The following is a 25553-nucleotide window of genomic DNA, read 5'->3' as shown; positions in this document are numbered from 1 at the left end:
TCCCGATGTGGACGCCCGGCGGCGTTCGTCTGTCCGGCCCGGACGCTCACCGAGGAGGCGCTCCTCGATGAGCGTCCGAACGGTCGGTACGCGTCGGCACTTCCGGTAGGGGGCTGCAGCGGTGGTGAGCGCGCTTCAGCCGCACCTACTGCAGGGCGATCGGGATGATCGCCATCAGGCCCGGGGCGATCACCGCGAGGCAGGCGGCGAGGCCGAGCAGCCACCGGAACAGCACGTCCTGGTTCTCCACCGAGCTGTTGCCGATGATCAAGACGCCCGCCACGTGGATCGGATTCATCACCATCAGCGCGGCTGGCACGCACACCGCGGCAGCGACCCAGAACGCGATCCCGGTGTGGCCGAACGTGCCGAACGCGATCGGCATGACCAGTCCGAGGACGCCCAACGTGGAGCTCTCGATGTTGCAGAGCAGGGCCGTCAGGTACGCGATGACCAGGATGAGCAGCGCGCCGGCCCCGAGGTGTCGGAGGATGTGGGCGATCGAGTCCATGGTCCCGATCTTCTGCATCAGCCCCAGGTAGGTCAGCAACCCGCAGAGCAGCAGGATCGAATGCCATGGGATCCGGGAGAGGAGCTGGCGTTCGACCGGGCGGAAGGTGATCTGCAGCAGCGCCGCGAGACACATCGCGGTGACGCCGACGTCGGTCTTCGCGATCACGACGAGCAGCAGGAACGCGAGCAGCGCGAGGCCTGAGCACACCATGTACTTGACGTTCGGCGGGCCGGCGTCGTCGTGCGCGGCGGCCGGCGCGGGCGTCACCTCGAACGGATGGCCCCGTCGCGCCGTGACAGCGGACAGGATCTGCAGGAGTGCGACCACCACGACTGCGACCGCGACCGACACCGCCCAGAGCCCCCAGCCGGAGTACGTGACGCCGAACTTCGCTGCTGCCGAGCGGACGACGGCACCGGTGGGATTGAGTGGCGACAGACCGGCGGTGTTGGCGCCGATGATAACGGCGAGTTCACAGAGCAGGAAGGTCTTGCGCGAGCGCACGCCCACGTGCGCGACGATCGGCACCAGAAACGCGATGGGTGCGGTCGAGAACGCGCCGGCCGTGGTGAGGGCGCCGCCGATCAGGAACCCCGCCCATGGCAGCAGCCAGTGTCGAGGGCCGATCGCCGCGTAGACCTTGTCGACGAACAGGCCCAGCGCGCCGCTGCGCTCCAGGTGGGCGAACAGCAGTGACACCCCGGCGATGAGTACGAAGATGCTGCCCGGGAACGTGTCGTACATCACGGTCGGATCGAGGTGCGACAGCGCGAGTACCGGTAGCGCGGCGGCCAGCGCGAGCACCCCGATATTCATCCGCTGCCAGATCGCGAGCACGAGACACAGCACCAGCAGGACAAGCGAAAGGCTTTGAGCGGCAGTCAAGAGTGGCCTCCTCGGCAGACGAGCGGGCGACCTCGGCAGGCTGACCGCCGGGTCGTAGCGGGCCTAAATTACCCGCGTATTGCCCGATGCATCGCGGATCGGCTTGCATTCCAGGAGGATCCACGCAGTAGTCGGCATAACCGGCGTTTCGGTCTATCGTCCAGGGTGCGAAGATCTCGTCGCGGCCCGCCGCGGTCTGCCCTGAAGCTCGGTCCTACAAGGTGATTCGCTGGGGATGCGTGTAGACGTTCATGCCGCCACCACGAACGAAGCCCGCCACCGTCAGGCCCGCATCGTCGGCGAGCGTCACGGCCAGCGCGGAGGGGGCCGACACCGCCGCGATCATCGGCACACCCGCCATGACGGCCTTCTGGGCGAGCTCGAACGAGACGCGCCCCGACAGGACCAGGACAGACTCGCGCAGCGGCACAGAGTCGTTCATCAGCGCCCAGCCGAGCACCTTGTCGACCGCGTTGTGCCGGCCGATGTCCTCCATCGCGACTCGGAACGTGCCGTCGGTGTCGAAGAGGCCCGCCGCGTGCACGCCTCCGGTGCGGTCGAACAGGCGCTGCCGGCGCCGCAGTTCATCGGGCAACCCGGCGACCAGCGCGGCCGGCGCCCGCACCCCGTCGCCCGGATCGAGTGGGAACCGTGTGGACGTGCGCACAGCGTCCGCGGACTCCTTGCCGCAGAGGCCGCACGAACTGCTCGCGGCGAGGTTGCGGCGGAGCGCGATCGCGGGGCGTGCGAGCACGTTCCGCAGCGTCACATCGAGGGTGTTGTACAGGTTGACCGGATCGTCCGAGCAGAACCGCGCGCCCGCGACATCGTCGCGGCCGCCGATCAGCCCCTCGGACAGCAGCAACCCGTGCGCCAGCTCCACGTCGTGGCCTGGGGTGCGCATCGTGACCGTCAGTACCTCGCCACCGACCCGCAGCTCGAGCGGCTCCTCGACGATCAAGGTGTCCTCGCGTGGGGCGCTCGTCCCGTCCGGCCGGATCCGGACGATCCGCCGGCGGTCGGTCAACCGGCCCATTCGGCACCTCCTGGCCGGATGATTCGCGCGGCTCCTCCCATACCTCATAGGGTAGTCCGCCCGTGAGCGCGACGTCGCCGCGTGGACGCGCCGCTCTTCGGCTCGATCATGGGGCGGCGGGAGCCGGGCTGGGCGGGGGAGCGGGGCGGCGAGGGCCGGTCAGTAGAATCGGCTGGTGACTTCTGCCCCGTCCCCCCTGACCCCACCCACACCCGCCGACCGCCTCCCCAAGTCCTGGGACCCGGCCGCGGTCGAGGCGGAGATCTACCAGGGGTGGGTAGACGCCGGTTACTTCACCGCCGACGCCGCCGTCGTCGCGACCGGCGCGAAGCCTCCGTTCTCGATCGTCCTGCCCCCACCCAACGTGACGGGAAGCCTGCACCTCGGGCACGCGCTGGACCAGACGATCTCGGACGCCCTCTGCCGCCGCCGCAGGATGCAGGGCTACGAGGTGCTCTGGCTGCCCGGCACCGACCACGCCGGCATCGCCACGCAGTCGCTCGTCGAGAAGGAACTGGTGAAGGAGGGTACATCGCGCCGGGAGATCGGGCGTGAGCGGTTCCTCGAGCGCGCCTGGGCCTTCAAGGACGCCTCGCACGAGAACATCACGGGTCAGATGCGCCGCATCGGCGCGGGCGTCGACTGGTCCCGCGAGCGATTCACGATGGACGAGGGAATGTCCCGGGCCGTCCAGACCATCTTCAAGCGGATGTACGACGAGGGCCTCATCTACCGCGCCGAACGGCTGGTCAACTGGTCCCCGGTGCTGCAGACCGCGATCAGCGACATCGAGGTCAACCACGAGGAGATCGACGGCGAGCTGGTCTCGTTCCGGTACGGCAGCCTCAACGACGACGAGCCGCACATCGTCTGTGCGACAACGCGTCTGGAGACGATGCTGGGCGACACGGCGATCGCCGTGCACCCGGACGACGAGCGCTATCGACACCTGGTGGGTACCACGATCCGGCACCCGTTCGTCGACCGGGACATCCCGATCGTGGCCGACGATTACGTGGACCCCGAATTCGGTTCCGGCGCAGTCAAGATCACTCCCGCCCACGACCCCAACGACTTCGCGCTGGGGCAGCGACACTCGCTGCCGATGCCGACGATCATGGACGAGACCGCCCATATCGCGGGTACCGGAACCGTTTTCGACGGCCTCGACCGGTTCGAGGCGCGTAAGGCGATCCGCGACGCCCTCGCCGAGGAGGGGCGCATCGCCGGTGAGGTCCGCCCGTACCGGCACAGCGTCGGCCATAGCGAGCGCAGCGGCGAGCCGATCGAGCCGCGACTGTCGATGCAGTGGTGGGTCAAGGTCGAGGACATCGCGCGTACGGCGGGTGACGCCGTCCGCAGCGGCGACACCCGGATCGTCCCGGAGTCGATGTCGCCGCGGTACTTCGCCTGGGTCGATGACATGCACGACTGGTGCATCTCGCGGCAGCTGTGGTGGGGCCACCGGATCCCGGTCTGGTATGGCCCCGAGGACGCCGACGGCAACCGGGACGTGGTGTGCTGCGGCCCCGACGATGCCCCGCCCGCCGGCTACGAGCAGGACCCGGACGTTCTCGACACCTGGTTCAGCTCGGGGCTGTTCCCGTTCTCGACGATGGGCTGGCCGGACAAGACGCCCGACCTGGACGCGTTCTATCCCACGTCCACCCTGGTCACCGGCTACGACATCATCTTCTTCTGGGTGGCCCGGATGATGATGTTCGGCACGTTCGTCGCCCACGGTGAGAACGCTCCCGGTGAGGTGCCGTTCCGTGAGGTGCTTCTGCACGGCCTCGTGCGCGACGAGTTCGGGCGCAAGATGAGCAAGTCCAAGGGCAACGGCATCGACCCGCTGGAGTGGGTCGACGAATACGGTGCCGACGCACTGCGGTTCACGCTGGCCCGTGGCACGATCCCCGGCAGCGACCTCAACGTGGGCGCCGACGCCGCCGCGAGCAGCCGGAAGTTCGCCACCAAACTGTTCAATGCCACCAAGCTGGCGCTGATGAACCACGCCCGTGTCGGTGATCTGCCCGGCCGTGCGCGCCTCACCGTCTCAGACCGGTGGATCCTGGATCGCCTCGCGCAGGTGCAGCGCGAGGCGGACGCCGCGTTCGAGGCGCACGAGCTCGGCCGGGCGTGCGAGGCGCTGTACCACTTCGCGTGGGACGAACTGTGTGACTGGTACCTCGAGGTCGCCAAATTGCAGCTCGCCGACCCGGACTCCGAGCGGGCCGACGACACTCGGCTGGTGCTCGGCCACTGCCTGGACATCGTGTTGCGCCTGCTGCACCCGGCGATGCCGTTCGTCACCGAGGTGCTGTGGAAGGCGCTCACCGGCGGGGAGTCGCTGGTGGTGGCGTCGTGGCCGTCCAGCGGGTGGGCACCGTGCTCGGTGGACGAGGAGGCCGGCGTCCAGTTCGCGGACTTCCAGCGGCTGGTCACCGAGATCCGCCGGTTCCGCAGCGATCAGCAGCTGAAACCGGGCCAGCGCGTGGCCGCGCGGCTCGTGGGCGTCGACGGTGCCGGGCTCGCCCCGTTGGCCGGCGCGGTCCGCAGTCTCGCGCGTCTGACCCCTGACGAGGACGGCTTCGCGGCGACGGCCGCGCTGGAGATCCCGCTGGCCGGTGGCACCGTGCACGTCGAGATCGACACCTCCGGCACCGTCGACCTCGCGGCGGAGCGGGCGCGGCTCGAGAAGGACCTCAAGGCCGCGCAGAAGGAGCTCGAGCAGACGGGTGCCAAGCTGGGCAACGAGGCGTTCCTCGCGAAGGCGCCCGAACCAGTGGTGGCGAAGATCCGCGCCCGGCGCGAGTTGGCGCAGACCGAGGTCGAGCGGATCTCCGGACGGATCGCGGCGCTGAGCGGCGCGGCGCAGTAGTGGCCGACAGGCGGCTGACGGCCGACGAGAGCGATGGGGGGTCGATCCTGCCGGCCTTCGCCGCAGACCCGGACGACCTCGAGGAACTGCGGGCGGTCGAGGCCGCCCTCGACGAGCGCTGGCCCGAGACCAAGATCGAGCCGTCGCTGACCCGCATCGCGGCGCTCATGCAGCTGCTCGGCTCGCCCCAGGACGCGTACCCGGCGATCCACGTGGCGGGTACCAACGGCAAGTCGTCCACCACCCGGATGATCGACGCCCTGCTGATCGCCTTCTCCCGCCGGACCGGCCGAGTCACCAGCCCGCACCTGCAGCTCGCGACCGAGCGGATCGCGATCGACGGCCGGCCGATCAGCGCGGCTCGGTACGTCGAGGTGTACCGGGAGCTCGAGCCGTTCATCGACCTGGTGGACCAGCAGTCGAGCGCCGCGGGCGGGCCGCGCATGAGCAAGTTCGAGGTGCTCACGGCCATGGCGTACGCCGCGTTCGCGGAGGCGCCGGTGGACGTCGCGGTGATCGAGGTGGGGCTCGGCGGCCGCTGGGACGCGACCAACGTGATCACTGCCGACGTCGCCGTGGTGACCCCGATCGGCCTGGACCACACGGAGTACCTGGGCACCGACCTGGCGTCGATCGCGAGTGAGAAGGCGGGGATCATCAAGCGGGCCCGGGAGCGGCTGGTGCCGCACGACACCGTCGCCGTGATCGCCGCGCAGGAGCCGGCCGCGATGGATGTGCTGCTACGGCAGGCGGTCGAGGCCGACGCCGCGGTGGCCCGCGAAGGCGCAGAGTTCGCGGTCCTCGAGCGGCGGGTGGCCGTCGGCGGTCAGCAGCTGACGCTGCAGGGCCTAGGCGGGGTGTACGACGAGATCTTCCTCCCACTGCACGGCGAACACCAGGCGCACAACGCGGCGGTCGCGCTGGCCGCGGTCGAGGCGTTCTTCGGCGCCGGCGCCGACCGGCAGCTCGACCTGGACACCGTGCGCGCGGGCTTCGCGGACGCCGCGTCGCCCGGGCGCCTGGAGCGGGTGCGCAGCGCGCCCACGGTGCTGATCGACGCGGCTCACAATCCGCACGGGGCACGGGCGCTCGCGCAGACCCTCACAGACGAGTTCGGCTTCCGCCGGCTCATCGGCGTGGTGTCGGTTCTGGCGGAGAAGGATGCCGCCGGCATCCTCGCCGCGCTCGAGCCCGTCCTCGACGCCGTAGTGGTGACGCACAACGGCTCGCCCCGTGCGCTCGAGATCGATGTGCTCGGGCCGCTGGCCGAGGAGGTGTTCGGCGAGGACCGGGTCGCCACCGCCCCCACGATGTTGGACGCCGTCGAGACCGCTGTCGCGATGGCCGACGAGGACGCCGACTCCGCCGACCCGGGCGCGCTGTCGGGCACCGGCGTGGTGATCACCGGGTCTGTGGTGACCGCCGGGGTCGCCCGTTCCCTGTTCGGAAAGGAACCACAGTGACCGATTCGCATGCGGTGCGGTTCACCCCGCCCACCAAGGACCCGTGGCGCAGCTTCCGCGGGATCCTCTCCGGCACGCTGATCCTCGAGGTGATCGTGGTGCTGCTGGCGCTGCCGGTGGTGTTCAAGCTGACGCACGGCCTCACGCTGCTGAAGGCGCTGTATGTGCTGGTGATCGCGGTGCTGCTGTTCCTCGGCTGCATGGTGGTCAAGCGGCCGTGGGCGCTGCCGGCGTTCTGCGGGCTGCAGCTGCTGCTGATCGCGGGGTGGTTCGTGCACCCCGGTATCGGCATGGTGGGCATCGTGTTCGGCGTGGTGTGGGCCTACATCTACTACCTCGAGCGGGACGTGCGGAAGCGGATGGAAGAGGGACGTCTGCCGGGGCAGGAGCCGCTCGACCCCCCGTGAGCATGTCCGTGTCGCGATGCAGGCCCCCTATCGGGTGTCGCCGGGGCGGCCACGGAGCTCGCGGCGGTGCCGCTACCCTGTACGCGTGACTGAGCGGACTCTGGTTCTGATCAAGCCCGACGGCGTGCGCCGCGGCCTCATCGGCGACATCATCAAGCGGATCGAGGACAAGGGTCTGTCCCTGGTCGCGCTCGAGCTGAAGACGGTGACCACCGAGCTGGCCGAGGGCCACTACGCCGAGCACGCGGACAAGCCGTTCTTCGGCTCGCTGCTCGAGTTCATCACGTCCGGCCCGGTGGTCGCGGCCGTCATCGAGGGGCCGCGCGCCGTCGCCGCTTGGCGGCAGCTCGCCGGCGGCACCGACCCCGTTGCGAAGGCTGTGCCCGGCACCATCCGCGGCGATTACGGGCTCGAGACGCAGGAGAACCTCGTGCACGGGTCCGACTCGCCCGAGTCCGCCGCCCGCGAGATCGCCCTCTGGTTCCCCGGCCTCGACCGGTAGCCGACCGCTTCGACCTGCGCCGCGATCCGGCGCTCCACCACAGCAGGGCCCGTGCCCGCGCTCATCGCGCGGACACGGGCCCGAATCATCACGGGGGTGTGGGATACTGGCTGGGCTGGCGCCGGAGACGGCGCAGCCCACGCGGCCAGACCCTCGGCCCCGTGCAGCCGCCGTGTCCGCGCGGCGCCTGACGAGGAAGCGCTCCCTACCGGGAGGACGTCCTCGCCATGGCGGCGAGTGGGCGTCAGGCGTGAGACCTTGACAGAGGTGGGCGGAGCATCCGCACCACCACATAACAGAAGACGGTGCCCGTGTGGCCGCGATATCGATCGCGCCCGGTTGCCGGTAGGAGATGTGAGTGGCCGACAACAAGTCGCCTGATAGAGAACTGAATGCACCCGCCGCAGGCGGGGAGAGCGCGGAGGAGTTCCCGCAGAAGCTGCGGGTGCATGCGCTCGCGAGACTGCTCGGGATCACCAGCAAACAGGCGCTGGCGCACCTCGCGGACCTCGGATTCGTCGCGCGCAGCGCGCATTCCAGCATCGACCGCAGCGCGGCCGAGCGGGTGCGCGACGCGGTGCGCCCGTCCGACGCGGGTGACGACGGCGCCGCGGGCGCGGAGGGTGCGGCGCCCCCGTCTACTGAGACCGCCGCCGAGCCCGAGCCTGCCGCAGTCGAGGCCACCGCGCCGCAGGCGGCAGCGGGGCTCTTCTCGGCACTCGATGTGGCGCAGCCCGTGGCCCCGCCGGTCGAGCCGTCGGGGTCGGCAGCCGCTGTCCCGCTGTTTCTACAGCCCGAACAGGTGGTGCTCCCGAAGGAGCCCGCACGGCGCCGGGAGCCGGCTGTCGAGCCGGAACGCCCCGCGCGGCCGGCTGCCGAGCCGGACCGTCCCGCCCGCGCTGCCACTGAGCCCGCCCGGCAGACCACCGAGCCCGCCCGGCCCACCGCCGAGGTACCCGCGCCGGCGGAGGGCGGGACCGAGCAGTCTGCACAGGACGATTCGGGCCAGGACGACGACGAGGGCGCCGCGAAGTCGGAGGCCAAGCGGTCTTAGGAAGACAACCACTAGTCCCAACTCCTTGGCTCACAGAACGACATGGCTACGATCCGACTTGTCGGCGCCGGCGGCGAGCCCCGCGCCACCGTCGGCGCGCAGATCACCCGCCGACGCGTCGGAGCCGTAGACCCCGGCGCCACCCAGTGCGATCGCCGCGTAGGCGCGCCCCTCCGCCAGGACCGGCAGTACGGCCTCGGCGACGGGGCCGGGACAGCACGCCAGGAGCGCTGTGACCGCGGCGGTGGATGCCACCGGCCCCGGGGTCAGCGCCCCGGCGAGGGTGGCGACGCCGACCACCACGTCGGCGACGAGACCGTCCGCGCCACCGAATCTCTCGGGGACGCAGATGCCGGGGACGCCGATCTCCGCAGCGCCGCGCCACGCGGGGGAGGCGGCGGGGGACACGGGTACACCCGCGTCGGCGGCCCGGCGCACCTCATCGATCGGCCGCGCGCGCTCGGCCCAGGCGGTGAGCGAGTCGACGAGCATCCGTTGCGCGTCGTTCAGCGCGATCGGCACGGGCACACCTCTCGATCAGCGTGGCGCGGACGGGGCCACCGCCGCGGAGGACTGGACGGGTGCCGGGGCCGGGGCGGGCGGGGCTAGGTGCAGTGTGACGGCCCCGCCGCGGCTGCCGCGGGTCACGCCGAGGGCGGTGTCGAGGAGGTTGCCGAGGTTGATCGTCGCGATCGGTGCCGCCGCGGCCTGTATGCCGGGCAGGAACAGGACGCTCATGTACTTGACATCCGATCCGACCCTGTCCTCGAAGGTCTGGATCAGCTTGAACAGCGCCAGCGGGCCCTTCTGGATGATGGCCGGGAAGGTGTTGGTGTGCATCAGGGCCAGGGTCGACTCGGCCATCACCGAGTACGTGTGCCCGGCGAGTCGCAGCGGCGCGGCCATCGCCTTCAGCTGGGGCCCGACGGTGTCGGCCTGCGGTGCGATCGTCTGGGTCGACGCGAGGATCGCCTCGACGTCGGGCATCTGTCGCAGCAGCGCGACGGAGACGAGGTTCGCGCCGGACTCGATGGTGGCGACCGTGCTCGCGCCGGTCCCGGTGTCGCCGCCGGGCAACGCAGCATCGACGCGGTCGAGGATGCGGTTGACAGCATCGGGGTCGAGGCGGCGCATGAGCGTCGACAGCGCGGCGCTCAGCGCGCCGACCGTCGAGTCGGAGGTGTCGAGGACGCCGGTCACGCGGGCACCGTCGGCGAGATACGGGCCGGTGGACGCGGTCGGCAGGATCGCCAGATATGCCTCACCGAGGCCGGACAGGTTCTCGATCCGCATGGTCGCGTCCTGCGGGATCTCGATGCCGGGGTCGTAGCTCAGGCTGAGCTCCACCTGCTGCGCGTCGACGCCGATGCCGGTCACGCGGCCGATCTGGACGCCCCGATCGAGCACTCGCGAGCCCACGATGAGTCCGTTGGCGTCGGTGACCGCCACCGTCGCCGTCTTCTGTCCGTGGGCGCCGATCCACTGCACCCCCTGGCCGCCCAGCAGGATCGCGGACACCACGGCGAGGGCGACGAGACCGACCAGCGACACGGTGTTCCGGCGGGTCGCGAGCGTCGGGCGTCTCATCGCGTCCCCCCCAGCATCCGCAGGATGTCCGTCAGCCCGGCGCCGAGGTCGCGGCCGTCGTCGGACACGATCGACTGGACCACGACCTGGGGGTCCGCCGCCATCGGCGCGACGTGGTCGGTCAGCAGTGTGGACCCGCCGTGGATCGCATCGCCCAGCGTGACGCCGTCCACGGTGACCAGGTCCAGCAGGTCCGAGATCGAGTCCATCATGGGGATCATCCAGTAGCCGCCGGTGAACAGGGACTGCACCGCGGGCAGCAGGCTGCCGACGTTGGACATCAACTCGCCCTGGTTGTGCCAGTACCGCATGTGGTAGGGCGTGAGCACCCACTGGAAGTCGGCGTTGTGGCTCCGCATCGTTCGTGCGGTGGTGTTCAGCGAGTCGAGCAGCCGGTCGACCTCGGTAGCAGCACCCGCGACGCCGCTCACGTCCCGGCCGATCTGCGTGCTGAGCCGCCCGAGGCGGGCGGTGTCCGGCGGCAGCGCCGTGTCGACCTTGGCGATGGTGGCGCTCACCTGCTGCAGCGACCCGGTGCCGAAGTAGTTGGCGAGCACCGTGAGGGTGCCCTCGACGGATCGCGGCGGCGTGGTCTGCGAGACCGGCAGCACCGATCCCGCGTGCAGCAGCGGCGACTCGGGCGCTCCGGCGGGCCGGGCCAGCCGCACGTACGACTCACCGAGGAGGGTGTCCTGGACGATCGACGCCTGTACCGCCGCGGGCAGCTGCGTGCCCTGCTGGATGCGGGCGGTGACGGTGGCGGCGTTCGGCGTCAGCGTCACCGCGGCGACCCGGCCCACGCGCAGTCCGGTGTAGGTCACCTGGGCACCGATGGGCAGGTTGAGGGCGTCCGCGAACTGCAACTCCACGCGGTAGTCGTGGCGGGACGACAGCGGGTTGGAGAAGTCCATAGTGGCGGGGCTGACCGAGCACGCCGTCGCGGTGGCGGCGACGGTGGCGAGCGCCGCCCCGGTGACCAGGCGGGGCAGGCGCGCGAGCGGGTTCCACATCATCGCTGTGCCCCCTGATACACGGACTGCAGGAGGTCGATCGTCGCCAGCTGCGCTCCGGCGCCGGCCACGGTGCAGCTGCCCGGCCGGCGTCCGTTCAACCGACCGCACAGCGCCTGCGGATCAGCTACCGGCACCTGCACCTGCGGCATCGTGATCTGGTAGCCACCGGCCGCGCCGCCGCGGCCGGCGAGGGCCGCGAGGGAGTCGCCGAACACCGGCAGCATCTTCACGAGACCGTCGATGGAGTGCACCGACGTGGCGGCGAGATGAATCGCCGCAGCGGCGGTGTCGAGCGTAGGCGAGAGGATGTCGCCGTAGCGCAGCACCATGTCGGCCGACATGTTGATCGCACCGGGCAGTCCCGTGTAGATCGCGGTGACCGCCGGGAACACCGTCTGGCCGTACGCCTGCAGGACCGCCGGCCCGTGATCCAGCGACGTGAGCAGCTGTCCCCACTGCGCCGCGGTGCTCCCGAGGAGGGGCCGCAGGTCGGCGAGGATCGACGACACGTCCCCGACGAACCCGGCCGGGTCGGACAGCAGCGTCGACGTGTCGGTGAGGGCGGAGTTCGCGTGCGTCGAGACGGCCGGCGTGGTCTGGGCGTCGAGGATCCTGGTGAGTTGGGCGATGTCGCCGGACGCACCGCCGCGGGTGAGGCTGTCGACCAGCTTGGTGGCGGCCTCGGTGGTCTGGGTGATGGAGCGGGGTGTGGCCGTGTCGGCGCGCGCGATGCATGTCCCAGGGTTCAGCGTCGGGCCGGACGTGTAGTTGCCGACCAGTTCGAGCGCACGGTCGGCGAGGATGCTCGTGGAGCGGGTGACCGCCTTGACCGAGGCGGGCAGGCGGCGGTCGGACACCGAGAACGAGACCTTGACGGAGTCGCCGCGGGGCGCGACCGAGGTGACCCGGCCGATCCGCACGCCCATCTGGGTGACGTCGTTGCCGGGATACAGACCGATCGCGTCCGGCATGATCGCGCACAGGTCGCCGCCACCGGAGCCACCGAGCAGCGAGCATCCCGACGCCGCGACCGTCACCGCGGCCGCGACCCCGACCGCCGCCGCCGTGAACGTCCGGCCCCGGGGACCTCTGGAGATGCGCATCAGCAGGTCACCCCCGCGGACGGGAAGCAGAGATCCTTGGCGAGCACCTCGTTCGCGCCGGCCGGCCGGCCCGCCTTGTCGACCATCTTCTGCAGGGTGTCGACGAGGCCGTGGAACTGGTCGATCATGCCGGGAAACGTGACGTTCATCTTCTTCATCGCGGCCTCGAGCTGCTGCACCGCCGCGTAGATCTGGTCGCGGTGGTTGTTGTAGAACGTCGTGATCGTGGAGATCCGGCCGAACAGCTCGCCGAGGCCGCTGTAGGCGTTGGCGAAGCCGACGTGGGTCTCGTCGAGCACGGTCACGGCGATCGAGGCCTTGCGCAGCATGTCGAACAGCAGTAGCCGGCTGTGGTCGAAGCTCTGCGAGTAGTCGGAGGCGACCTTCGCGATCTTGCCCACCATCTCGCGCTGCTCGGTGAGCTGGCCGACCAGGGAGTCGACGCCGCGCGCCAGCGTGATGAGGCTGGTGGGGTTCGCGTCGAGGCCGTGGGTGAGCTGCGCGAGGGAATCGGACAGCTGGTTCTCGTCGAGCGGCTGGATCTTGGTCGGGAGCTGCTGCATCATGTCGGAGATCGTGTACGGCAGGTTCACCCGGTCGGTCGGGATGACGGAGTGCCCGAGCGCGTTCGCGCCGGCTGAGGTGAGTGCCACATAGAAGCCGCCCGCCACCGTCAGCATGCGGACGGCGACGGAGGTGCGATCGCCGAGGTAGACACCGTCGTCGACCTTGAGGGTGACGGCGACGTTCTGCGATCCGAGCGCCACCTTGTGGACGGTGCCGACGTCGATCCCGGAGACCCGGACCTCGTTGCCCGGCTTCACCAGCGCGGCGTCGGTGGTCAGGAAGACCACCTCGCGTTGGCCGATGGGGCGCAGGTAGAGGCCGGCGAGAACCATCCCGATGATCACCGCCACGATCACGGCGACGAGGCCGATCCAGGTCGTGCGGTCGCCGAGCTGCTGCCAGTGTCGGCCCCACGGGACCATACGGCGCTGCCTTCCCTCGGTCATCGTGCGCAGACCACCAGGTCGGCGCCGCCGAAGAACACCTTCGTGGAGGCCGGCAGCGCCGCCGGGCCCTTCGAGCAGGCCGACGGGCCGGGGTTGCCGATGAGCGCCGCGAGAGCGGAGAACACGCCGGGCAGTCTGCGCAGCGCGTCGGCAGCGGATGCGGGGTTCTTCAGCACCGAGTCGAGCATCGAGTCCAGGTTCATGTTGGGCGCGAGCCCGAAGTCCTGCAGCAGTCGGTTCGTGGCATCGACGAAGCCTGGGCCGTACTGGGCGGTGAGGCGGAAGTTGTTCAGGCTGGCCAGGGTCTTGTCGAGGAGCAGGTTGAAGTTGGTGATGAACTCGACGACCTGGGGGTTGTAGTCGTCGATCGTGTTCGCGACGCTGGCCACGTTGTCGATCAGGGTGGAGATCACCTGCTGGCGGTTCTGCAGGTTCGCGGTGACGCGGTCGAGGTCGCGGAACATGTCGTCGGCCCCCACGCCGCCGCCCTGCAGTAGCGACACCAGGTTCCGCGTGAGCTGGTTGACGTCCTCCGGATTCATCGCGGTGAGCACGGGGCCTAGCCCGTTGAACAGCGACGTGATGTCGAACGACGGGGTGGTGTGCGACATCGGGACGTGGGACACGGGCGTGCCACCGGAACCGTCGGCCCCGGTGCCGGGCTCGATCTCGACGAATCGCTCGCCGGTGAGGTTCAGATACTTGATGGCGAGCCTGGTCGTCGAGGTCAGCGGATGCGCGGCGGCGACCGTGAACGCGACATCGGCGTCGTTGCCGTCACCGACCCGCTGCACCTGCACCTTGGAGACCTTCCCGACGAGCACGCCGCGCAGCCGCACGTCGCTGCCGGAGTGCAGACCGGAGGCGTCGGAGAAGCTCGCGGTGTAGCTGCGCGTGCTGCCCGACACCGGGTTGTGCAGCGCCGCGAGTACCCCCACGGTGATCGCGATGGCGACGAGCACGGCCACCGCGAGGATCACCGTGTTCTTGATCTGTGCACGCCGCACGGCTACCTCCCCGTCCCCAGCACCGATGCGGTCACCGGAAGCCGGTCCACGATCAGTCGCACGTTGAGGGCTTGATGGCCGCCGCGGGTGGTGAAGGAGCCGTTCAGGCGGTCGATGAGCGGCAGCACCTGCCGCCGGATGCTCACCGTGCCGAACACGGACGTGGCGGTGTCGGTGATGGACCGGATGATCAGCGTCCCCGGCGTGAAGTCGTCACGGTGCGAGCCGAGCATCGCCCCGAGCGGCCCGAAGAAGCCGCTGCCGAGCAGCTGCGTCGTCTGGTCGATCGGGGTGAAGTCGTAGACGGTGTCCGACGACAACGGGATGTGCAGCAGCTCGACCATCGACCCGAACGCGGCGTCGATGACGCCGGGCACGCCGTCGACCGTCCGACGCAGCAGCGCGATCTGCGGCCCGATCGGCATCTTCTGAGTGAGCGCCACCTGCTGCTCCACCGAGAAGCCGAGCTGCAGCAGCGGGGTCAGGGCCTGAGCGTACGACGTCGCCTTGCGGACCACGTCCACCATGTGCTGCGTGATGATCCCGTTCACCAGCACCGAGCTGTTGTTCAGCAGGTCGGAGATCGTGTCGGTGCTCTGCGCCGGCGTCAGCAGCTGCCCGGCCCGCAACGGGTTGCCGCCCGCCGCAGGCAGGATCGCGAGCTCGGTGACACCGAAGTAGTTGCCCGGCTGATACCGGATGCCGAACGAGTCGGTGAGCCCATCGATGTCGCCGCGGTCGAGCCCGATGCCCACCAGGACGCGCCCGGCACCGTCGGGCGCGACGGAGGCGACCGTGCCTACGGGCACGCCCCGCATGGTGACGACGGTGCCGGCCTGCACGCCGGCGCCGATGTCCGGGGCGGACAGCGTCAGATGCAGCCGGTTGTCGCGGTGGATCGAGGACAGGGTCGTCAGCACCGCCGCGACGACCACGATGACCGCGAGCGCGACCAGGCCGACGGTGACGAAGATCCGGCGCTGCCGCTGCGGTGTTCCGATCAGGAGTGACGACACGGCCGCTACCCGACGAATCTGATCGTGGGAGTGATGCCCCACATCGCGACGGTGAGGATGAAATCCAGGGTGAGCACGGTGACGAGGCTCGCGCGCACGGCTCGACCGCTGGCCAGGCCGACGCCCTCGGGGCCGCCGGAGGCGTAGAAGCCGTAGTAGCAGTGGATCAACGTCACCGCGGCGCAGAACACGACGACCTTGAGCGTGGACAGCACGATGTCGGTGGGGTCGAGGAACTGGTCGAAGTAGTGGTTGTAGGTGCCCGCCGCCTGGGAGTGGAAGACGGTGACGATGAGCCGGCAGGTGACGAAGCTGACCAGCATCGTCACCAGATACGCGGGGATCACGCACAGCATGCCGGCGATGAGCCGGGTGCCCACGACGTACGGCACCGACCGGATGCCGAGCGCCTCGATGGCGTCGATCTCCTCGGCGATGCGCATGGATCCGATCTGTGCGGTCATGCGGCACCCGGCCTGGGCGGCGAACCCGATCCCGGCCGAGATGGGGATCATCTCGCGGATGTTCGCCAGGCCGCCGACGACGCCGGTGAGCGGGCCGAAACCGATCAGGTCGAGGCCGGCGTACGCCTCGATCGCGACGGCTGCACCACCGGCCGCTCCCAGCACCAGCATCATCATCACCACGCCGCCGTCGACGATCAGCGAGCGGCTGCCCCACGCGAGGCCGTTGAGCACGCGCATCGTCTCGCCGCGGTACTTACGGACGGTGACCGGCAGCAGGTAGAAGGCCTGCGCGACGAATACGAGCGCCTCGCCGAAGTGCGCGACGGCACGGACCGGCGCGCCGGGCTCCGCGAGCCCGTGCGGTTCGGGTTCGGCGGGCACCGGCGCCCCGGACGCGGGCACTGCGGTCATGCGACGTTGCTCGGGAAGAACATGGTCTCGACCTGGGTGAGGGCGAGCGTGGACAGGAAGATCAGGGTGATCGACAGGACGACCGACGAGTTCACCGCGTCGGCGACGCCGCGGGGGCCGCCGCGGGCCTCGAGCCCGCGCAGCCCGGCGACGACGGCGACGATGACCGCGCCCGACTCGGCCTTGAGCACCGCGAAGGCGAGGTCGGCGGTGGAGCTGAAGGCGCCGAACGACGACCAGAAACCGCCCGCCGAGACGCCGAACTTCGCCAGCGACACGACCAGCGCGATGAGCATGGCGACCGCGACGATCGCGATCAGCAGCATCGGCGCGATCAGCACGAGGGCCAGCAGGCGCGGCGCGATCAGCCGGGCGACGGGGTCGACGCCCATGACGCGCATCGCGTCGAGCTCCTCGCGGATCGCCCGCGAACCGAGGTCGGCGGCGATGGCCGACGCGCACACGCCGCCGATCAGCACGCCGGTGGCCAGCGGGGCGCCCTGCCGGATGATGCCCATACCGCTCGCGGCGCCCACCAGTGAGTTGGCACCGACCTGGTCGACCAGCGCGCCGACCTGGACCGAGACCACGGCGCCGAACGGGACGGCCACGAGCAGCGCGGGGATGGTGGTGACGCGCAGCAGGGCGACCGCCTGGCCGACCATCTCGCCGACCGCGAAGTCGCGTCGCAGGATGCCGCGGACGATCGCCACCGTCACCGCGCGCATCAGCAGGACGGACCGGCCGATGGTCGACAGACTCGACGTCACCATTCGCGTACCGTAATAGACGACCGCGGAGCTCACGCGCGGGGCCGCCCCGCACTGCAACCTGTGGTAGAAGAATCGCTCACCGGCACCGTGGGCCTCCTTTCAGGGCGCGAACGGAGCCTAGCAAGGGTTTGGTTGGGCGACGCCGGATTGGCTGATTTTCGCAGATCAGCGCCGTGTCACCCCAGTCGCGGTGCGCCCGGAGAGGTCACCGGGATCGCGCTGCGCGGCAACGTCAATCGTCGATCACCAGGTCGACGGTGATGGCCAGCCGCTTCTGTACGTCCGCGGCGGAGGCGCGATGGGTCACCCACGCGACCAGGTTCGCCATCCACACATCGGCGATCAGGTGGAAGGCGTCGCGCTGCCGCGGTGTCGGCTCGGCGTCGCCGATCGCGCGCGCGAACATCGACTCGAGCAGGCGCCCGACGGTTTCGACCTCGCTGGCGGCCGTCGCGTCGGCGAACATGAACGCGCGCACCATCGCCTCCGTGAGCAGCGGCGCACGCTGCATCATCTGCGTGTTGCGCTCGAGCACGAACAGCAGGCGCTCCTTGGCCGTGTCACCCGGGATCGGCGCCTTGTCCAGGCGTTCCTCGGCGCGCTCGAACTCGCGGACCAGCCCCGCGACCAGCAGGTGGATCTTGGAGGGGAAGTAGCGATACAAGGTCCCCAGCGCCACATCGGCCTTCTTCGCGACGGCCCGCATCTGCACCGCGTCGTATCCACCCTTGCGCGCCAGAGACAGGGTTGCGTCGACGATCCGGCGGCGTCGTTCGCGCTGCGCGGTCGAGTCCAGTTCCTCGCGGGTCACCGCCGCGGCGCCCGCCGGGTCGGCTGATGCCATGGTCGCCTCCGTCTCGCAGGTCACGGGGCAGAACATGTTTCACCCCTGTGCGAGAACACTATCGCGCCGGCGCGTCGCACGATGCACTACTCCGCCTCGACATCGGCTCGGGGCGTGCGCAGGGCGTCGGTGCGGGCGTGGGCGCAGCACTACAGGGCCTCAGTGGCGGGCCAGGATCGCGCCCAGATCGGCGCCGACGGGCAGGCTCCCGTATTCGAAGCCGCGGTCGGCGCCGAGCCGGGCGGCGACGAACGCGTCGGCGACCGGCGCTGGGGAGAACCGCACCAGCAGCGACGCCTCGAGCGCGAGGGCCATGGCCTCGACGACGCCGCGGGCCCGCAGCTGCGCTGTGTTCGCGTCGGCCGTCGCCAGGGCGGCCAGGCCCCGACGCACCGCGTCGAGGTGGGCGTCGAGCGTCGAGTTCGCGCCGCGCGCCAGGTTCACCTCGGCGTCGAACGCGGCCACCGACTCGGGCTCGCGGGTCATGGCGCGCAGCACGTCCAGCGCGATGACGTTGCCGGAGCCCTCCCACACCGCCATGACCGGCTGTTCCCGGTATCGCCGCGCGAGCGGGAACGCCTCGGTGTAGCCGTTGCCGCCGAGACATTCGAGCGCCTCGTAGGCGTGGTGCGGGCCACGCTTGCAGATCCAGTACTTGGCGACGGCGGTGGCGAGTCGCCGGAACGCGCGCTCGGTCTCGTCGGCGTCGTCGTCGTGGGCCCGCGCCAGCCGCATCGCCGTCACCGTCGCCGCCTCGGACTCGAGGGCGAGGTCGGCCAGCACCGACGTCATCGCCGGCTGGTCGATCAGCGCGGCGCCGAAAGCCGCACGGTGGCGGGCGTGCCAGAGCGCCTCGGCGACGGACTGGCGCATGCCCGCGGCGGAGCCGAGGATGCAGTCGAGACGTGTGCGGGCCACCATCTCGATGATGGTGCGGACGCCGCGTCCGGGCTCGCCGATCATGACGCCGACGGTGCCGTCGAGCTCGATCTCCGACGACGCGTTCGACTTGTTGCCCAGCTTGTCCTTGAGGCGCTGGATGCGGAACACGTTGCGCTCGCCGTCGGGCAACACGCGGGGGAGCAGGAAGCACGAGAGTCCCTCACCGGCCGCCCCGGTCGCCTGCGCCAGCACTAGGAACGCGTCCGACATCGGCGCCGAGCAGAACCACTTGTGCCCCGTGAGCAGGTACTCGGTGCCCGGGCCGCCGCGGCCCGCGGGCACCGCGACGGTCGTGTTCGCACGCACGTCCGAGCCGCCCTGCTTCTCCGTCATGGACATGCCGAAGATCGCCGAGACCTTGTCGGGGCCGCCGAGGTCGGGGGAGTACGAGCGGGACAGTGCACGCGGCCGCCAGACCGCGGCGACATCGGGCTGCAGATCGAGGGAGGGGATGACGGCGTTGGTCATCGAGACCGGGCAGGCGTGGCCGGGCTCGATCTGTCCGAACAGCATGAACCCGGCGGCGCGGGCGACCGTGGCCCCGGGCCGCGGGTCGGCCCACGCCGAGGTGTGCACGCCGTGCGCGATCGCGGCGGACATGATCCGGTGGTAGGCGGGGTGGTACTCGACCTCGTCGATCCGGCGTCCCCAGCGGTCGAACGCGTGCAGCACCGGTGTCACGGTGTTCGCCAGCTCCGCATCGTGCTGGAACTCGGCGGTGCCGACCAGCGCGCCGATCTCCGTGAGGGAGTCGGTGGCCCAGGCCGCATCGTGCCGGCGGACGGCCTCGTCGAGAACCGTGTTGAGGGTGTACTCGTTGACGTCCTCGCGCGGGGCGGCCTGGTTCATCACCTGATGGGTGACGTGGGACGCGGGATGGACGGTCTGCTCGATGGTGGTCATGTTCTCTCCGGTCGGACGGGTTCAGGCGTGGGGGACGGGTGCGTCGAGGACGGATTCCGGGATCTGCAGGCTGGTGAAGACGACGGTGACGGCGTCCTCGAGCGAGGTGCCGATCGCGCCGGCGGTCGCGTGCTTCTGCACGACGACGCCGAACACCGCCGACCAGAACGCGCGGGCCTCAATCGCCGCGTGGGCCCGCAGCTCCCAGCCGGTGCGGACCAGGGTGTCCATCAGGGCACGCTCGCCCGCGGCGTAGAGCGTCCCGAGCGCGGCGTCGATCGCGGGCTGATGCTCGGGCCGGCGCCCGGCGAGCAGCATCGCCTCGACGAACAGCCGCACCCCGTCCACCTCGCGGTCGAACAGTGTGGCGACCAGCGCGTGTGTATAGGCGCGGACGGTGTCGGCACGCAGGGCCGCCTCCTCGGCGTGCCGCCCGGCGCGGAGGACCGCGGCGCACGCGACCTCGACGAACAGCGCCTCCTTGGACCCGAAGTAATAGGTCACCTGGTTCGGGTGGGCGCCCGCCTGCGCACAGATGCGACTCAGGGGCACGGCGTCACCGTCGGACACGAACAGCTCGGTCGCCGCGTGCAGCAGCGCGGAGCGGGTCTGCTGTCCCGCCGCACGCGATGCACGCCGCGCGGGAACCGATGTCGGCACCGCCACCTCCAAGTTGTTGTACAACAAACAATAAATGTGATCCCCATCGACCGCAAGCCCTGCCCCCGCCTCCCACCGCACGCCTGGGATTCACCTGCGTGCCGGAGCACGCCTGCGTGAACGCGGGCAGAATCTGCGCACATGTACGGGCTCGAGATCGTGGTCGCCGTCGGGGCCGCGCTGCTGTTCGGTTCGCTCGCGGCTCGGCGGCTTCACCTCACGCCGCCGCTGGCGCTGCTCGGGGCCGGCCTGCTCCTCGGATTCCTGCCGCCGCTGCACGGCGCGAAGATGCCGCCCGAGACCGTGCTGCTGCTGTTCCTGCCGGCGCTGCTGTTCTGGGACAGCCTCACCACCTCGCTGCAGGAGATCCGGCGCAACCTGCGGGGCATCGTGCTGGCCAGCACCCTGCTCGTGGTCATCACCGCCGGCGCGGTCGCGGCGGTCGCCCACGGGTTCGGGGTGCCGTGGGGGCCGGCGTGGGTGCTCGGCGCCGCGCTCGCGCCGACCGACGCTACGGCGATCGGGATCCTCGGGCGGCTCCTGCCGTATCGCAACATGACGGTGCTGCGCGCGGAGAGCCTCGTCAACGACGGCACGGCGCTGGTCGTGTACGGCGTGGCGCTCGCGTACTCGCTCGGCCGCCACGTGGGACCACTCGATGTGGGCCTCGACCTGCTGCGCTCGTACGGCGGCGGCGTCGCGGCGGGCATCGTGATCGCCTACCCAGGCCTGCAACTGCGCCGGCGCATCGCGGACCCGATGCTGTCGTCCACCGCCACCGCGCTGATCCCGTTCGCGGCGTACCTGCTCGCGGAGTCGGCCGGCGCGTCCGGGGTGCTGGCCGTCGTGACGGCCGGCCTGTGGATCAGCCAGGCCAGCCCGTGGCGCGGCCGCGCGGTGACCCGGCACCAGACCGAGGTGGTGTGGGGCCTGCTGACGTTCTGGCTCAACGGCGCCCTGTTCGTGCTGGTCGGCCTGCAGCTGCCGGCGACGGTGTCGGGGCTGACGTCCAGCCGGCTCGGGCCGGCACTCGGGCTGGTGGCGGCTGCCGCGGCCACCCTGGTCGCCAGCCGGATCGGGTTCCTGCTCGCGTCGGCGTACACGATCCGGCTGCTCGATCGCAGGCCGTCGCAACGCGGCCGGCTGGTCGGCAACCGCTACCGGATCGTCAGCGGGTTCGCGGGCTTCCGCGGCGCGGTCTCCCTGGCGATCGCGCTGTCCATCCCCGAGACGACCGGGTCCGGGGCGCACTTCCCGTACCGCGACGTGATCGTCTTCGTGACCGCGGGCGTGATCGTGGTGTCGCTGGCCCAGGGCCTGTTCCTGCCCGCGCTCGTGCGCTGGGCCCACCTGCCGCGCGACACCACGCTGCGGGAGCAGTCCCGGCTCGCCGACCACGAGGCCACCGAGGCCGTGCTCGCGGCCCTCGACGAACTCGCCGACAAGGCGGGCGCCGAGACCGAGACCGTGGAGCGCTTCCGACGCGAGTACGAGCGGCACCTGCAGGACCTCGACGACAACGCCGACCGAGCCGCCGGCGGCGACGCGAGCGGTCCCGCCGACATGTCGCAGTACACGCAGGCTGCACGCCTGCGGAAGGCCGCGCTGGCCCACAAGCGGGCGACCCTGACCCGGATGCGCAGCGAGCGCCGGATCGACGACGCCGTGTACCGGAGGAGGCTGTCGGCGCTCGACCTCGAGGAGCTCCGCCTGCTCGCCGGGCGGCGACCCGTCGACTGAGTACGGGATTGGCTACCGTGGCCGGGTGCCCACCGATCCCACACCGTTCGAGCCCGCTGACATCAGCGCAGGCCGGTTCTACCAGCTGCTCACCGCGTCGATCGTGCCGCGCCCCATCGCCTGGGTGTCGACGCGGGCCGCGGACGGCACCCTGAACCTGGCGCCGTACAGCTTCTTCACGGTCGCGTCCACTGCGCCGCCGATCGTGCAGTTCACGTCGGTCGGCCACAAGGACTCGTGGCGCAACATCCTCGACACGGGCGAGTTCGTGATCAACATCGGCACCGAGACGCTGATCGACGAGATGAACCACACGTCCGCGTCCGTGGAGGCATCGGTCGACGAGTTCGACCTGGCCGGGCTCACCGCGCAGCCGAGCGCCACGGTGGCGCCGCCACGGGTGCTCGAGGCCCCGATCTCCATCGAGTGCACCCGCCACCTCATCCTCGACGTCGGCAACTGCGCGGTGATCCTCGGTGCGGTGCAGCACGTCTCGATCGCGGCATCGGTGCTCGCCGACGATGGCCTGCCCGATTTCGCGCGCCTCGCCCCGCCGAGCCGCCTCGGCCGCACGGAGTGGGGCCTGCCGCCCGCCACCGTCGTCCGCGATCGGCCGCGCTGACGCGTCACACCCGGCAGCTGATCTCGATGCTGTCGTCATGCTTCGCGGGAAAGTTCACCGAGACGTAGCCGTTGGCGCCGTCCCGCACGTGATCGAGGTAGGGCCGAGCATCGGCCTTCGAGGCGTTGTCGGCGACGACGGTCGCGCCCGGCGCGAGCTTGTCCTGCAGCACCTGCAGAACCGGGACATACAGGTCCTTCCAGCCGTCCAGCAGCACGAGTCCGACGGGGCCGGACACGCCGGCCAGCGTCTCGCATGCGTCGCCCGCGAGGACGGTGACCAGGTCGGCGACGCCGGCCTCGACGAACGTGGCTCGGGCGGCCGCGATCTTGGTGACGCTCAGCTCGCTGGTATAGATGTGTCCGATTCCGTTGTCCCGCACCGCCGCTGCGAGGTGCAGGGTCGAGATGCCGTAGGACGTGCCGAATTCGACGACCACGGCGGGGCGCGCTGCGCGGACCAGCGCGTACAGCAGCCGGCCCGTGTCCGGGCTGACCGGCATGTACCGCTCGGCACTGGCGTCTGCCCGCTCCTGCGCCGACATGGCGCTCTCCTCTGCACGGCGGCGCCGACGTACCTCGGCGTCCGCCCTGGGAGCGGCTGCGGACTGCCGCTGCGCGTCGTGGTAGAGGCGGGCGATGGCGTCGGCGACGGGGCCGACCGTGAGCGTACTGGTCATGAGGCCATCCTGAGTTCGGATTCTGGATGCGGACTGTGAGCCCGCCGCGCAGTCGGGAATGGCACGATCGACGTCTATGAGCGCACGCATCGATCACACCGTGACGTCCGGAACATTCACCCTCGACGGACAGACCTACGACGTCGACAACAACGTCTGGGTGATCGGCGACGACGCCGAGGTGATCGTGCTCGACGCCCCGCACTCCGTCGACGACATCCTGACACTGGTCGACGGCCGCACGGTGAAGGCGATCGTGCTCACCCATGCGCACGACGACCACAGTCGGTTCGCCCCCGCGCTGCGCCAGGCGACCGGCGCGCCGATTCTGCTGCACCCCGACGATCGGCCGCTGTGGGAGCTCACGCACGCGGACGCGACGTGGGACGCAGACCTCGCCGACGGGCAGGAGATCACCGTCGGCGGCACCACCCTCACCGTGCTGCACACGCCCGGCCACGCGCCGGGCGCGGTGTGCCTGTACGTGCCCGACCTCGGGGCCGTGTTCTCGGGCGACACCCTGTTCCACGGCGGTCCAGGCGCCACGGGTCGCTCCTTCTCGGACCGGCCCACGATCGAGGCGTCGATCCGGGAGAAGCTGTTCGTGCTGCCCGACGACACCGTCGTCCACACCGGTCACGGTGACGACACGACCATCGGCGCCGAGCGCGCCGCACTGGGCTGAGCTCCGGAGGCAGGCCGTGACGACGATCCCGCACCCGCGCTTTCGGATCCCCGTGCTCGGGGACGTGATCGGGCTCGACTGGACGACGCCGACGCAACACGAGGCCCGGGTGGCGCGGGAACTCGGCGGCGTTTACGAGCGACGGTTGGGCGGCAGTTCGATGGTCGTGGTCGGAGCCGCCGACGCCGCCGAACAGGCCTGCGACGAGACCACATTCAGCCGCATCCTCCCGGGACCGGGGCTGTACCTGCGGGAGCTGGCGCCGACGGGCCTGTTCACCGTGCGGTCGTCCGACCCGGCGTGGTCACAGGTGCGCACGGCGCTGCAGCCGGCGTTCACACAGGAGGCGATGCGCCGCTACCACGCCGGTATGGCCACGGTGATCGACGAGATGGTGGAGCACCTCCGCGGCCGCGCAGGGGAGCGCGTCTCGACGCACGACCTGATGACGCGGCTCACCCTCGAGATCATCGCGATCGCCGGGTTCGGTTACCGCTCAGCGGGATTCGATGTACCCGTCGACGCCGACCAGTACCTGAGGGCGATCGCGACCGTGCTCGAGTGGTCCTCGAAGGAGCCGAACCGCCTCCCGCTGGTCGGGCGGATCGGCGCCGGTGCCCGGCGCGCCGACGCGTTCGCGGCGCTGGATGCCGTGCAGGCGCCACTGATCGAGCTGGTCGCCCGACGCCGGCGCGACGGCGACACCGATACGCCGGACCTGCTCTCCGCGCTGATCCCCACCGACCTGCCCGACGCGGTCCTCGTGGACCAGGCGGTGACATTCATCATCGCCGGCCACGAGACGACGGCCGCACTGCTCGAGGTGGCATTGTTCTACGCCACCGAGGACCCGGCACGGCAGGGGCCGCTGCGCGCCGACGCGCCCGACGGTGCCCCGGCGCAGTCGCGATACGAGGACATCGCCCGGCACCGCGCCACCGGCCGGTTCCTGCGCGAATGCCTGCGCCTGGTCCCGTCGCTGCCGGGCTTCTTCCGGATCGCAACGGCCGACACCCGCCTGGGCGACTACGCGATCCGCCGCGGCACCGTCGCCTTCGTGTTGGCCCTGGCCGCGCAGCGCGACCGGGCCGCGTGGGGTGACGACGCAGACGTGTTCGACCCCGAGCACTTCGCGCGCGGCCGCCGGCTGGGCTTCTACCGGCCGTTCGGCACCGGACCACGCGACTGCATCGGGCGGGCGTTCGCCACCCACGAGGCGACCTTCGCGCTGGCCCGGCTGACGTCGGCGTTCGACATCACCGACCCCGACGGCGGGCCACTGGAACTGGTGGAGCGCGCCACACTGCGGCCCGCCCGACGCGAGGTCGTGTTCACACCGCGCTGAG

The 25553-nt window shown here is 70.8% G+C and carries 22 protein-coding genes; 8 read left to right on the top strand and 14 right to left on the bottom strand.

Features of this window, described 5'->3' with window-relative positions; genetic code table 11:
* Positions 1-145 precede the first annotated feature (145 nt).
* The gene (locus ABD908_RS09840; RefSeq protein ID WP_344994453.1) at positions 146-1399 is read right to left on the bottom strand and encodes an SLC13 family permease; all 1254 of its coding nucleotides are present in this window, start codon (positions 1397-1399) and stop codon (positions 146-148) included.
* Between the two features lie 214 nt (positions 1400-1613).
* Entirely contained in the window at positions 1614-2435 is an 822-nt protein-coding gene (gene fdhD / locus ABD908_RS09835; RefSeq protein WP_344994451.1) for a formate dehydrogenase accessory sulfurtransferase FdhD, read from the bottom strand.
* A gap of 175 nt (positions 2436-2610) precedes the next feature.
* Between fdhD and ABD908_RS09830 the strand changes: the two genes are divergently transcribed.
* The 4 genes from ABD908_RS09830 (at position 2611) to ndk (ending at position 7688) form a co-directional block, all read left to right on the top strand.
* Positions 2611-5316, top strand: coding sequence for a valine--tRNA ligase (locus ABD908_RS09830; protein WP_344994448.1), 2706 nt, complete (start codon positions 2611-2613; stop codon positions 5314-5316).
* A 44-nt stretch (positions 5317-5360) separates the two neighbouring features.
* Complete coding sequence (folC, locus tag ABD908_RS09825; RefSeq protein WP_344994493.1) at positions 5361-6779, top strand: bifunctional tetrahydrofolate synthase/dihydrofolate synthase; 1419 nt, start codon at positions 5361-5363, stop codon at positions 6777-6779.
* A complete protein-coding gene (locus tag ABD908_RS09820) occupies positions 6776-7186 on the top strand; it encodes a DUF4233 domain-containing protein (protein WP_344994445.1) in 411 nt (136 codons plus the stop codon). The genes folC and ABD908_RS09820 overlap by 4 nt, the downstream gene beginning before the upstream one ends.
* An 85-nt stretch (positions 7187-7271) precedes the next feature.
* Positions 7272-7688, top strand: a complete 417-nt coding sequence (gene ndk, locus ABD908_RS09815; protein ID WP_344994443.1) for a nucleoside-diphosphate kinase — start codon at positions 7272-7274, stop codon at positions 7686-7688.
* A 1591-nt stretch (positions 7689-9279) separates the two neighbouring features.
* Here the strand turns inward: ndk and ABD908_RS09800 are convergent.
* From ABD908_RS09800 to ABD908_RS09750, 11 genes are all read right to left on the bottom strand, one after another.
* Complete coding sequence (locus ABD908_RS09800) at positions 9280-10329, bottom strand: MlaD family protein (protein ID WP_344994436.1); 1050 nt, start codon at positions 10327-10329, stop codon at positions 9280-9282.
* Positions 10326-11342, bottom strand: a complete 1017-nt coding sequence (locus ABD908_RS09795) for an MlaD family protein (RefSeq protein ID WP_344994434.1) — start codon at positions 11340-11342, stop codon at positions 10326-10328. Before ABD908_RS09795 ends, ABD908_RS09800 begins: the two co-directional genes overlap by 4 nt.
* Positions 11339-12445 (bottom strand): MlaD family protein, encoded by a 1107-nt coding sequence (locus ABD908_RS09790; protein ID WP_344994431.1) that lies wholly within the window; start codon positions 12443-12445, stop codon positions 11339-11341. Before ABD908_RS09790 ends, ABD908_RS09795 begins: the two co-directional genes overlap by 4 nt.
* Positions 12445-13458, bottom strand: coding sequence for an MlaD family protein (locus tag ABD908_RS09785; protein WP_344994429.1), 1014 nt, complete (start codon positions 13456-13458; stop codon positions 12445-12447). The genes ABD908_RS09790 and ABD908_RS09785 overlap by 1 nt, the downstream gene beginning before the upstream one ends.
* Positions 13455-14465, bottom strand: coding sequence for an MlaD family protein (locus tag ABD908_RS09780; protein WP_344994427.1), 1011 nt, complete (start codon positions 14463-14465; stop codon positions 13455-13457). The genes ABD908_RS09785 and ABD908_RS09780 overlap by 4 nt, the downstream gene beginning before the upstream one ends.
* Positions 14466-14467: 2 nt before the next feature.
* Complete coding sequence (locus ABD908_RS09775; protein ID WP_344994425.1) at positions 14468-15481, bottom strand: MlaD family protein; 1014 nt, start codon at positions 15479-15481, stop codon at positions 14468-14470.
* 5 nt (positions 15482-15486) lie between these two features.
* A complete protein-coding gene (locus tag ABD908_RS09770; protein ID WP_344994423.1) occupies positions 15487-16359 on the bottom strand; it encodes an MlaE family ABC transporter permease in 873 nt (290 codons plus the stop codon).
* Entirely contained in the window at positions 16356-17132 is a 777-nt protein-coding gene (locus ABD908_RS09765; protein WP_344994420.1) for an MlaE family ABC transporter permease, read from the bottom strand. Before ABD908_RS09765 ends, ABD908_RS09770 begins: the two co-directional genes overlap by 4 nt.
* 232 nt (positions 17133-17364) lie before the next feature.
* On the bottom strand, positions 17365-17976 hold the full coding sequence (gene kstR / locus ABD908_RS09760) for a cholesterol catabolism transcriptional regulator KstR (protein WP_344994418.1): 612 nt from the start codon (positions 17974-17976) through the stop codon (positions 17365-17367).
* 159 nt (positions 17977-18135) lie between these two features.
* A complete protein-coding gene (locus ABD908_RS09755) occupies positions 18136-19821 on the bottom strand; it encodes an acyl-CoA dehydrogenase family protein (RefSeq protein ID WP_344994416.1) in 1686 nt (561 codons plus the stop codon).
* Between the two features lie 21 nt (positions 19822-19842).
* Entirely contained in the window at positions 19843-20508 is a 666-nt protein-coding gene (locus ABD908_RS09750; RefSeq protein ID WP_344994414.1) for a TetR/AcrR family transcriptional regulator C-terminal domain-containing protein, read from the bottom strand.
* Positions 20509-20622: 114 nt separating this feature from the next.
* On the opposite strand from ABD908_RS09750, the gene ABD908_RS09745 reads away from it, so the two are divergent.
* Complete coding sequence (locus ABD908_RS09745) at positions 20623-22221, top strand: Na+/H+ antiporter (protein ID WP_344994412.1); 1599 nt, start codon at positions 20623-20625, stop codon at positions 22219-22221.
* A gap of 25 nt (positions 22222-22246) precedes the next feature.
* Positions 22247-22843 (top strand): flavin reductase family protein, encoded by a 597-nt coding sequence (locus ABD908_RS09740; RefSeq protein WP_344994410.1) that lies wholly within the window; start codon positions 22247-22249, stop codon positions 22841-22843.
* A gap of 4 nt (positions 22844-22847) precedes the next feature.
* On the opposite strand, the gene ABD908_RS09735 is transcribed toward ABD908_RS09740, so the two are convergent.
* Positions 22848-23522, bottom strand: coding sequence for an O-methyltransferase (locus tag ABD908_RS09735; protein ID WP_344994408.1), 675 nt, complete (start codon positions 23520-23522; stop codon positions 22848-22850).
* Between the two features lie 76 nt (positions 23523-23598).
* On the opposite strand from ABD908_RS09735, the gene ABD908_RS09730 reads away from it, so the two are divergent.
* Together ABD908_RS09730 and ABD908_RS09725 are read left to right on the top strand one after the other, a co-directional pair.
* Positions 23599-24207 carry an MBL fold metallo-hydrolase gene (locus tag ABD908_RS09730; RefSeq protein ID WP_344994406.1) on the top strand — a complete coding sequence of 203 codons (609 nt, stop codon included), beginning with the start codon at positions 23599-23601 and terminating at the stop codon, positions 24205-24207.
* Positions 24208-24223: 16 nt separating this feature from the next.
* Positions 24224-25552, top strand: coding sequence for a cytochrome P450 (locus tag ABD908_RS09725; protein WP_344994404.1), 1329 nt, complete (start codon positions 24224-24226; stop codon positions 25550-25552).
* Position 25553: the final 1 nt, after the last annotated feature.

This window comes from Tsukamurella soli, from assembly GCF_039541155.1.
Lineage (GTDB): Bacteria > Actinomycetota > Actinomycetes > Mycobacteriales > Mycobacteriaceae > Tsukamurella > Tsukamurella soli.
This window is presented reverse-complemented; position numbering and strand designations above follow the sequence as displayed.

What these genes read in the sequence shown, in the direction of transcription:
- fdhD (WP_344994451.1), bottom strand. Translation starts at nt 2,435, where the DNA reads ATGGGCCGGTTGACCGACCGCCGGCGGATCGTCCGGATCCGGCCGGAC.
- ABD908_RS09800 (WP_344994436.1), bottom strand. Translation starts at nt 10,329, where the DNA reads ATGAGACGCCCGACGCTCGCGACCCGCCGGAACACCGTGTCGCTGGTC.
- ABD908_RS09795 (WP_344994434.1), bottom strand. Translation starts at nt 11,342, where the DNA reads ATGATGTGGAACCCGCTCGCGCGCCTGCCCCGCCTGGTCACCGGGGCG.
- ABD908_RS09790 (WP_344994431.1), bottom strand. Translation starts at nt 12,445, where the DNA reads ATGCGCATCTCCAGAGGTCCCCGGGGCCGGACGTTCACGGCGGCGGCG.
- ABD908_RS09785 (WP_344994429.1), bottom strand. Translation starts at nt 13,458, where the DNA reads ATGACCGAGGGAAGGCAGCGCCGTATGGTCCCGTGGGGCCGACACTGG.
- ABD908_RS09770 (WP_344994423.1), bottom strand. Translation starts at nt 16,359, where the DNA reads ATGACCGCAGTGCCCGCGTCCGGGGCGCCGGTGCCCGCCGAACCCGAA.
- ABD908_RS09765 (WP_344994420.1), bottom strand. Translation starts at nt 17,132, where the DNA reads ATGGTGACGTCGAGTCTGTCGACCATCGGCCGGTCCGTCCTGCTGATG.
- kstR (WP_344994418.1), bottom strand. Translation starts at nt 17,976, where the DNA reads ATGGCATCAGCCGACCCGGCGGGCGCCGCGGCGGTGACCCGCGAGGAA.
- ABD908_RS09755 (WP_344994416.1), bottom strand. Translation starts at nt 19,821, where the DNA reads ATGACCACCATCGAGCAGACCGTCCATCCCGCGTCCCACGTCACCCAT.
- ABD908_RS09745 (WP_344994412.1), top strand. Translation starts at nt 20,623, where the DNA reads ATGTACGGGCTCGAGATCGTGGTCGCCGTCGGGGCCGCGCTGCTGTTC.
- ABD908_RS09735 (WP_344994408.1), bottom strand. Translation starts at nt 23,522, where the DNA reads ATGACCAGTACGCTCACGGTCGGCCCCGTCGCCGACGCCATCGCCCGC.
- ABD908_RS09730 (WP_344994406.1), top strand. Translation starts at nt 23,599, where the DNA reads ATGAGCGCACGCATCGATCACACCGTGACGTCCGGAACATTCACCCTC.